Here is an 8436-nt window from a genome sequence, read left to right on the forward strand (position 1 = left end):
GGTGAGTGCCTGTTGGAGGTCAATGTGCTCCTAACGGGACATACGTCTGTGTTATTAGCACGGGGCTTAATGACTTCTTGACGGTCGCGACGGTGAGGATAGCGTTTGCGTTAAGTAATCCTATAGAAACTACTATATTGGGCTAAAACAGCTAGCTATTGCGATTTAACTCCACCTCTACCTCGTCAACACCCTACAGAATAGGTACTGCAAATACGCACCACATATTGGCCAGCAACGTGAGAACGAGACATCAGGGTGGCCGGAGATCGCGCCACCGAACATCCGTTTCCGTCCCGTCGTCCAACTGAATACGGTACAGCACGGCGTCGCGATCATCGCCTGTGACGGCGCCGGCGTCGTCCTCCAAGATGGCGACGATCTCGCCGTGACAGCCGTGGAGCCGGCTGAAGTCCGGGTCCGTCTCATCAGGGATATCGATTCGGACGTGATCTCCCTCTTCAAACTGGTGTTCCGTCATTCTTGCTCCCGAAGGTACTCCGTTCGTTCGTTGACATCACTCTCGAACTCCACAATCCACTCCTCAAACGGTGTCTCTTCCTCTTCAGTGTTGAGGTACCGTTCAATGAATCCCTGGTCCGCGTCTGTCGACGTCGGGTCAACCGTTCGAACTGAGATATTTTGTCCCTCCGGCTGTTCGCCTGCTTTCAGGAGTGCGAATGCCCGATCAACGATGGCCGGATCGTAGTCCAATCTGAGACGTCCAAGGTTGTTCGTCCACCTTCCAAGACGGCCTTCCTCAAGCTGGTCGACGCGATATGCGAGCTGAATCGTCGATATACAGCACAGCGTTGCCAGATCATCTATTCCACCATCAGCAGCACACTGCGTGATCCGCCTCCATCCTTCATCGATCGAGCCTTCGACAAACGGATACTCGTCTTCTGAGACGCGATACCGTAGAACTGTCTCTGTGAAGCTAGCATACTCACGCCAACCGCGCCGGAGTGACTCCGCTTCATCAGGGAGTATCCACTTCTGTCCCTCAGTAGGGGAGATCCAATTGATGTCCTGATCTTGCACGGCAGGGCCGTACCGGTCGACGAGAGCCTCGAATATCTCGACGATCTCTCGACTGTAGTAATCCCCAACGAGGTGGTGGGTCACGTTCGAATCCGGTCGGCGTCGCAAGAGCAGCGTCAGTTGGTAATCCAGCGGGTGGTAGACTGCTCGAAATGTTGAGTAGTCAGCGTTGCTTGCTGTGGCTGTTGTCAGTTCGAGTAGTGACTCTTTGACTGGGCTCCGAAGGCGATTCCCTTCCCAAGTCAAGGGAGCCGCATCAAACGCGTCTCCGAGCCCCTCAGAAACATCCTTGGTGACGTCAGTGAACCCTCGATTGAACCCGTCGAGAGCAACTGCCTCGATATCGGCAGCTGCGTCCGAAACGAGATCGTATTGCTCGTGGGTGTACGCCTGTTCTAGAATCGGCGGGACATACTCTGTGAGGACCTCAGTCGAAACAGCAGATGCGTACTGGGCGGCATCCTCCTCGGAGTGCTCGTTCTCGAGGTACTCGAACGTCCGGGTGAGAACCGTCCGAAGTCCGTCGATCCCCTGTTCTGCGGTTTGGTATTCGCCCAGCTCGATGGCCCGAGCAATCGTTCGGTACAGTGGGCGAATCGGATGTACTTCGATCTCGCTGAACTCCGTAGCGGTCGCTGGAAGGTATTCGTCGGGAGCGAGTTCCCGTTCGACTAACACCGAGATGAGATCGTCGGGTGAACTGCGCTGGATCATCAGCTGGATGAATCGGTAGAGAGCAAACGTGGAGACCGCAGCAAGCGCAAATGCGATCCCGACGGCCGCGTTCATTAGGCGACTGTTCTGTATCGGGAGCAGATAGACGACGAGCAGGTTGAACGTAATGGCGCTAACGAAGAGCGCGAATGTCGTGCGGAACAGCGGCTCCTTGACGAAGAGCGAGGTGAGGCGGGCTGAATACCGTGTTACAACGAGTTGCAGAGCGACGACGGTTACGGAGAACACGATTGCCAGAACTGAGGCTTCTGCCGTCGCTAGGGTCGTAAGTAGTGCCCTGATATTTTCGGTCTCAACAGCCGGGTTGAGGATAGCAGTCAGCATCCCGACCACTCCGGCCGCGGTAAGCGTGAGGAGGATATATCGAACAATGAGGGGATAAGCCCACGCTGAGAGCCTTCCTCTCCGATCCCGTTTATTCATTAATTTGGTCCCATCCGGACTGCTCACTACTACCACATAATTCTGTCAATGGTAAGCCGATAGATGGACTCGAGTTTTCTCACCAAACACTAAGTCACCTTGAGGAATACATTCGGCAACACGATGATTTCTCTCCCTCCCCTCGTCGATAACGCCAATCGAACTGTCGAAGACATCTACAGGAAGATTATCCCACAAATCGAAGAAGCACGAATCGCCACCGGCTACTTCTACCTTTCTGGATTTGATCTGTATCGCGAAGATCTCGAACAACTCGCTGACCCAGACGAACTTGGTCACGCACCCCTTCGTATATTGATGGGGCGACAAACGAATCGGAGTACAGCAGATGAAATCGGAGAGGGACAAAGCCTACGTGACGAACTCAGAGATGAGGTCGAAGAGAGCATTGAGGAGCTCAACAACGCTCAGTTAGGACGGTTGGACCGGCTGCGAGACTTCATAGCCGAAGATAAGGTTAGCGTCCGTGTGCGAAATCCAGAGAATGGCTACTTCCACGCAAAAGGTGCCTCATTTAGAGCGCCACAGGACGATAATGACTGGGTGACTGACGATGATACGGATGCGCGTCCCTGTGCGACGATTGTCGGGTCCTCAAACTTCACCGCGAGTGGCCACCGAAACAATATCGAATTAAATCTTACGAGTCAAGATCGTCCTGAAGCAGAGGCGTTCGAAGACTGGTATGATAACCAGTGGGCGAATGCCAAGGACTTCAGCGAAGAGATCATCCGGATCATCGAGAACAGCGAAAAGTACCAAGACTGGCAGGAACAACAAGAAGACGAGCCAGATGATGAAGACACGCCTGATGACCTAGGGACGTACATCGAGCCGTTCGAACTGTACAAGCTTCTGGCATACGACGAACTGAGCGGGAATGTCAACATCCGGGACAGCCCGCTGTACTACTTCCAGATACTCGGATACGAAAGCGCGAAAGAGAAACTCTCTCGGTTCAATGGCTGCATCATCTCCGACTCTGTCGGGCTTGGGAAATCATTCATCGGCGGTGAACTCCTGCATGACTACCGCCAACGTGGTGACCATTGTCTCCTCGTCGTGCCTGCGAATCTCACCGAACAGTGGGAAGACCTCCTCCAAGACGACACAGACGAAGACGGGAATCCATACTTCGGACTCGAAATCGATGGGACACACTTGGACGTGATGAGCATTAGCAAGTTTCAGAACCTCACATACGATGAGGTACAGGATCTCAAAAACGCGTTCGACGTCGTCCTGATTGACGAAGCTCACCGCTTCCGGAATCACGGGAAGTGGCGACCCAACCCAGAAGACGAAGACGACTACAAAGGCACTCGGCGGCACGCGAACTTGCGTCAGCTCCGTGGGAAAACAATGATTATGCTGACGGCGACGCCGATCAACAACTCCGCGACCGACTTAGAGAACCTCATCAGCCTGTTCACCAGCCCGGAAGAACTTCGGAACAAGGCATCACTGAACTTCGACGCCTTCGAAGAATACATCGAACTTTCTGAGACGCGAAAGAAGATCGCTGCGGGGAAGGATGAAGCCACCGAGGAGGAACAACGAAAAATCACCGAACAACTCCAGCGGCATTCGGAGGAGATATCGAAAATTCTGAATGAGGTAATGGTACTCCGGACGCGGAAGCACGTCAAAGACCAAATCCAGGATGAGGAGGACTTCGAGATGAGTTTCAAGCCGCCAACGCTCAGCAAGGAGCAGTACTCGCTCCCGGCGGCATACCAGCCAGTGTACCGGATGCTGCCGGACGTGATGGACGCGCTCCACCTTCCGCACATCACGGTGAAGAACCCGAAAGCTGGGGGGACACTGAAGGCGCTGTATAAGCTAAACCTGCTCAAGCGGTTGGAGTCTTCGACGTACGCGTTCGTACAGTCCATTGAAACGCTACACCGTAGCGAACGTCAACTCCTCGGCCTTCTTGATGGACTTCCAGAAGATGTGCAGATCGATGTGCTGCGTACTGCTCAGGACGACGAAGAATCGGAGACGCTTGATGACTTTGTAGAAGGAGATGATGCCGCCGAAGACCTCGAACAGACGCTGGAAGAGTTTGGATTCGATGCGACCGCGGTCCGTGCCGATGAAGACGCTGAGAGTGACAGTACGGACGAATTAGCAGATGCAACAATTGGTGAGGTGAAGACGTATATTCGAGAGGACCTGACGCTGCTGGCGTACTTCTTGTCGCAGTTTATCGGTGATATCGCACAGGACTCCGGCGATGTGAGCGACCAAGCTGTTACGACACGACAGTGGCTTCACGATCATAATGCCGGTGTCCTCCCAGATGTTCCCGAAGAAGAACTAAACCCGATTCTCTACCCGCGAAGTGACCTGAGTGACGTTGATGAGGCGACACGAGAGTTCTACGAGGCGGTGTTCTCGTTACGGGAGTTTCGTGACCCGAAGGTCGAGCGACTCGCAGATGTTCTCAACGGATACGATAACGAGAAGATCCTTGTCTTCACCCAATACCGTGCCACGGCAGACTACGTCCACCGAACGCTTCTCAACGACCCTGACTCGCCACTCACAGAGGCTAATAGTGCTGTCGTCAAAGGCGGTGATGAAAACAAGCAAGACGTCATTCAGCGATTCGCCCCCGAAGCCTCGGGGTACCAGCAAACGCTGGCCGAATCCGGTGAATCTGAACTACAGTACGTCATAGCAACCGACACCCTATCGGAAGGAGTCAATCTCCAGGACGTGTCTGTCCAAATATCGTTCGATCTGCCGTGGAATCCGATGCGGATCGTTCAGCGCGTGGGGCGTATCGACCGGATCGGGAGTACCGAAGAGAAGTACGTCCACAACTTCTACCCTGATGGAGACATCGAGGCCGCCATTAAGCTCCTGAAGCGGCTACAGGCGAAGATCAACGATATCGCACTCATTGTTGGGAAAGAGAACAACATCCTGGACCCGAACGAGGACCAGATACTGGAGAAGACCGGTGTAGAAACGGAAAAGACGATTGGCGAGTTGCAGGTGGACGAGATCGAAGACTCGCTACAGAAGTCACGAGAGATCGAGGACGTGAACGAACTCGATGATACGAGTAAGAACCCGCTCCTTCGAAATGCGGGGAGTAACGAGCACGCCGCGTACGAGCGGTTCCTGCTCAAGAAGGAGTTGAACGAGGAGTTCGGGCTCTCAGAAGACGACTTCGAGTACGCCGCAGACTACTTTGAGGAACCTCCCGGGGAGCGCGAACGCCTGTATACGAATATCACCGACCATGATTCCGGCCCACGTCCGGGCGTGTTCGGGCTCGCACACCTCTGGTTCGATGACGACGACCACGAATCACCACTAGGCCGTGTGCGGCGGGCCTTCTACTACAAACCGTTCACAGACGAAGTCAAAGAACGGCCTGTCGGAACCCTCAAAATCGATCCCGACGTGAGTGGAGAACCGATCACGGGGAATGCCGACAACGTGCTCTCCAACCGGGAAGCAATCCAAGAGGTGCTTGACGACCGTCTCGAAGCGATTCGAGAAGGCCAAGTGGAGGGTGCATTCAAACAGGGGGACTCCTTCTCGAAAGAGCAGGAAACGATTCTAGACTTCATCGCACACTACGTACAACCGAACCACGGCGAGATGGCCGCTCCTGTAGACGAGCACGAGACACTCGATGATTGGGCTGAGGACCTCCGAGAACGCTTACAGGACGTGAAGTTAACCAATACTGATGAAGATCATATCCTTCGGGAGACCTTCCGGCATAACGAGCAGTATGATTCGTTCCCAGATTGGCCACCGGTGGAGTTCTTAGAAGAGTTAGAATCGTTCCTGGAGGAGAACGTGGAAGAATCGACGGAGTACCAAGCTAAGTTGGTCGGAGAAAGTGAGGTGCAAGCCTGGTTAATGTGCTGGGGCGTAGTGGGGTCGTAGGCAGTTCCGACTGTTGCTACACCTACGGTTTGGGTCCTTCTTCTTCCAACTCGTCGTACTTCTCGAATACCATATCGAAGTACTCTTGCGTCATCTTTCTCGGATTGTTGACTCGGTGGAAGTCCTCAAGAACAAACGCTACGTCTTGCCGGTTGAGACCGTATGCGTGGAATGCGGCGGCGTCAATCTCAGCCTGTAGCCTCAGCCGTTCGTCTTTGTCAGTGGCAGGTTGGACACCACCAAGGCGCTCACGCATCTCTTCAAACTCGTCGCCGTAGCAGTTTAGCCGTGTGGCGCGGTTCGAGATGTACTCAAACCAATCGTCGCCTGCCGTGAGATGAGGAATCTGAGATTCCTCAAATTTGTACATCACGATGTGTGTGTCACTCTTAGTTCTCATCAAGAAATCAAACGGTATGCTATTGAGCAGACCTAAGGCCGCAAAGAGTTCTTCATCGGAAAACACTCTCTCGTACACGCCGTGGAGTGGTTTTGTAGATAGATCATCTTCGTCTGGTTCAATTGTGTATGGACGGATTGTATGGAGCGTGTTGACGCACACAGTCCCGCTTGGAATAACAGATGCAATCATAGTCCGCTCATCGTTGGCCCGTGCGACATCCCGGAACACAATCCGACACTCAGTACAATCCAGCAGAACGTCTTCCTCAGAAAGCCTCTCACCGCGATGCTGGTTCAGTATTTGATTAACGAATTTTTTCTGCGACATTGACGGCGACCCATCGAAGGCATCGTAGAGTCCACGTTTCAGCTTCCGGTGATTTTTCTCTCGAATCCGCCTTTTGGCACTCTTGTCTGGATCCTTCTCCTCGTCAACACTCCAGAATTTCGTTGCTTCAAGATCATCCACATAGTCTGGGCTGTATGCGTACTGGTAGACGTTGCTCCCACCGAGAACGGGATAATCTCCCTTCTCTTCATCTTCGACAAATCTATCTCGATCGTTAGTTCGGTCCAGTTCACGGTACGGCTGAGCATGCCAACTACCGTCTTCTCTCTCCGAAATAGGTGGATGGTCAAGGATTTTCTCTAGAACTTCAACTTCTTTCTCTTCTTCGAGGTACGGGAAGATGCGTGCTTCAGGAGAGTACTCTTCAAGGACCTTACGAGAGAGATACATTCCTTCACTCTCTAGATTTCTCAGTAGGCTCAGGTCACCGTCTCTATACCCGCCGTACACTTCATCTGTCTCACCCGAACCCTCGAAAACCGGTACGCCGAAGACGAACTGGTTATGAACGCCCTCGAAGATGCCACGGTTCGTGAAGATAGGTAACGCCTTCAGATCCGTCTCGTTGAGAAGGTGGAGACGCAAGTCCTTGGCCGATGCACCATTGAAGATTACTCCCGGCAGAACTTGGCTGACGTAACTTTCGTCATGTGCGAGCTTGAAGACCCGCTCGAAGAATAGTGCAGACAGGTCGTTCTCGGTAGTGGATTTCGTCCCGCCGACAGTCGGACTCTGGAGTTCGTAGTCTGGTGAGTTACTGTAGTACTCCGCCCGCATCTCCATCTCATGCTGGTACTCTTCCCATCCTTTGGCTATCTCCTCGTCTTCCAGCAGCTCATCTTGCTTTTCGTCTTTGTTGTCCGGCATCCGCTGACGGAACACCTCATCGTACTTGGAGAAGTAGTCGTCACGGAGGGGTTTGAGACGGTCCCATGGAGGGTTTCCAATCAGAACGTCGAATCCGCCGTCAGCGTAGACCCCAGCAAACTCCAGCACCCAATGGAAGGGTGAGAACTCCTGAAGGTCCTCTATCTCCATGTCCTCGTAGCCGATCTCGTGAAAGCGACTGAGAATGCTAGCATCAAAGTCGCTGCTGTAGCTCTTTATGAGTTGTTCCGCTTCAGCGCGTTTCTTTTGTGCAGCCTCGCTACTGACAGCGTTCTTGTGACCCCGAACCGCCTCCAGAACGTCACTATACTTGGCTTCGACTTTGTTTTCCACGGCTCCCCACTCAAGCAGAGTATTTTGCTGGGCCTCTGTGTCGTCGTCGTCCATGAACGACACGTACCCCATCAGCGAGTTCCCCTGCCGAATGTTGAAGTCGATGTTCGGCAGCGGTTCGACTTCGTTTGGTTCGTCCTCAATGTCCGCGACCATCGACAACCAGAGACGGAGTTTACAGATCTCCACCGCCCCCTGGTCAATATCTACCCCCCAGTGACCGTGACTTCCTTCACAGAAATACAAAGAAACTACTGACAGAGCTGACTTACTCCACAACATCACGAATATCTCCTCTACGCAGTAAAAATCAATTCAGAGCGAAT

At 53.2% G+C, this 8436-nt stretch carries 4 protein-coding genes; 1 reads left to right on the top strand and 3 read right to left on the bottom strand.

Annotation, left to right across the window (positions count from 1 at the left end):
• Positions 1–253: 253 nt before the first annotated feature.
• Both ACJYUO_RS21500 and ACJYUO_RS21505 read right to left on the bottom strand, forming a co-directional pair.
• On the bottom strand, positions 254–481 hold the full coding sequence (locus ACJYUO_RS21500; protein WP_494347351.1) for a DUF8139 family protein: 228 nt from the start codon (positions 479–481) through the stop codon (positions 254–256).
• Positions 478–2202, bottom strand: a complete 1725-nt coding sequence (locus ACJYUO_RS21505) for a DUF2254 family protein (protein ID WP_494347356.1) — start codon at positions 2200–2202, stop codon at positions 478–480. Before ACJYUO_RS21505 ends, ACJYUO_RS21500 begins: the two co-directional genes overlap by 4 nt.
• Before the next feature lie 123 nt (positions 2203–2325).
• Between ACJYUO_RS21505 and ACJYUO_RS21510 the strand changes: the two genes are divergently transcribed.
• Positions 2326–6138 carry a helicase-related protein gene (locus ACJYUO_RS21510; RefSeq protein ID WP_494347352.1) on the top strand — a complete coding sequence of 1271 codons (3813 nt, stop codon included), beginning with the start codon at positions 2326–2328 and terminating at the stop codon, positions 6136–6138.
• A gap of 22 nt (positions 6139–6160) precedes the next feature.
• On the opposite strand, the gene ACJYUO_RS21515 is transcribed toward ACJYUO_RS21510, so the two are convergent.
• Positions 6161–8392, bottom strand: coding sequence for an Eco57I restriction-modification methylase domain-containing protein (locus tag ACJYUO_RS21515; protein WP_494347353.1), 2232 nt, complete (start codon positions 8390–8392; stop codon positions 6161–6163).
• Between the last annotated feature and the right edge of the window lie 44 nt (positions 8393–8436).

Source organism: Natrinema sp. CRL1 (assembly GCF_059162405.1).

Excerpts from the sequence above, each read along its gene's own strand:
- ACJYUO_RS21505 (WP_494347356.1), bottom strand. The coding sequence starts at position 2,202 with ATGAATAAACGGGATCGGAGAGGAAGGCTCTCAGCGTGGGCTTATCCC.
- ACJYUO_RS21515 (WP_494347353.1), bottom strand. The coding sequence starts at position 8,392 with ATGTTGTGGAGTAAGTCAGCTCTGTCAGTAGTTTCTTTGTATTTCTGT.
- ACJYUO_RS21510 (WP_494347352.1), top strand. The coding sequence starts at position 2,326 with ATGATTTCTCTCCCTCCCCTCGTCGATAACGCCAATCGAACTGTCGAA.
- ACJYUO_RS21500 (WP_494347351.1), bottom strand. The coding sequence starts at position 481 with ATGACGGAACACCAGTTTGAAGAGGGAGATCACGTCCGAATCGATATC.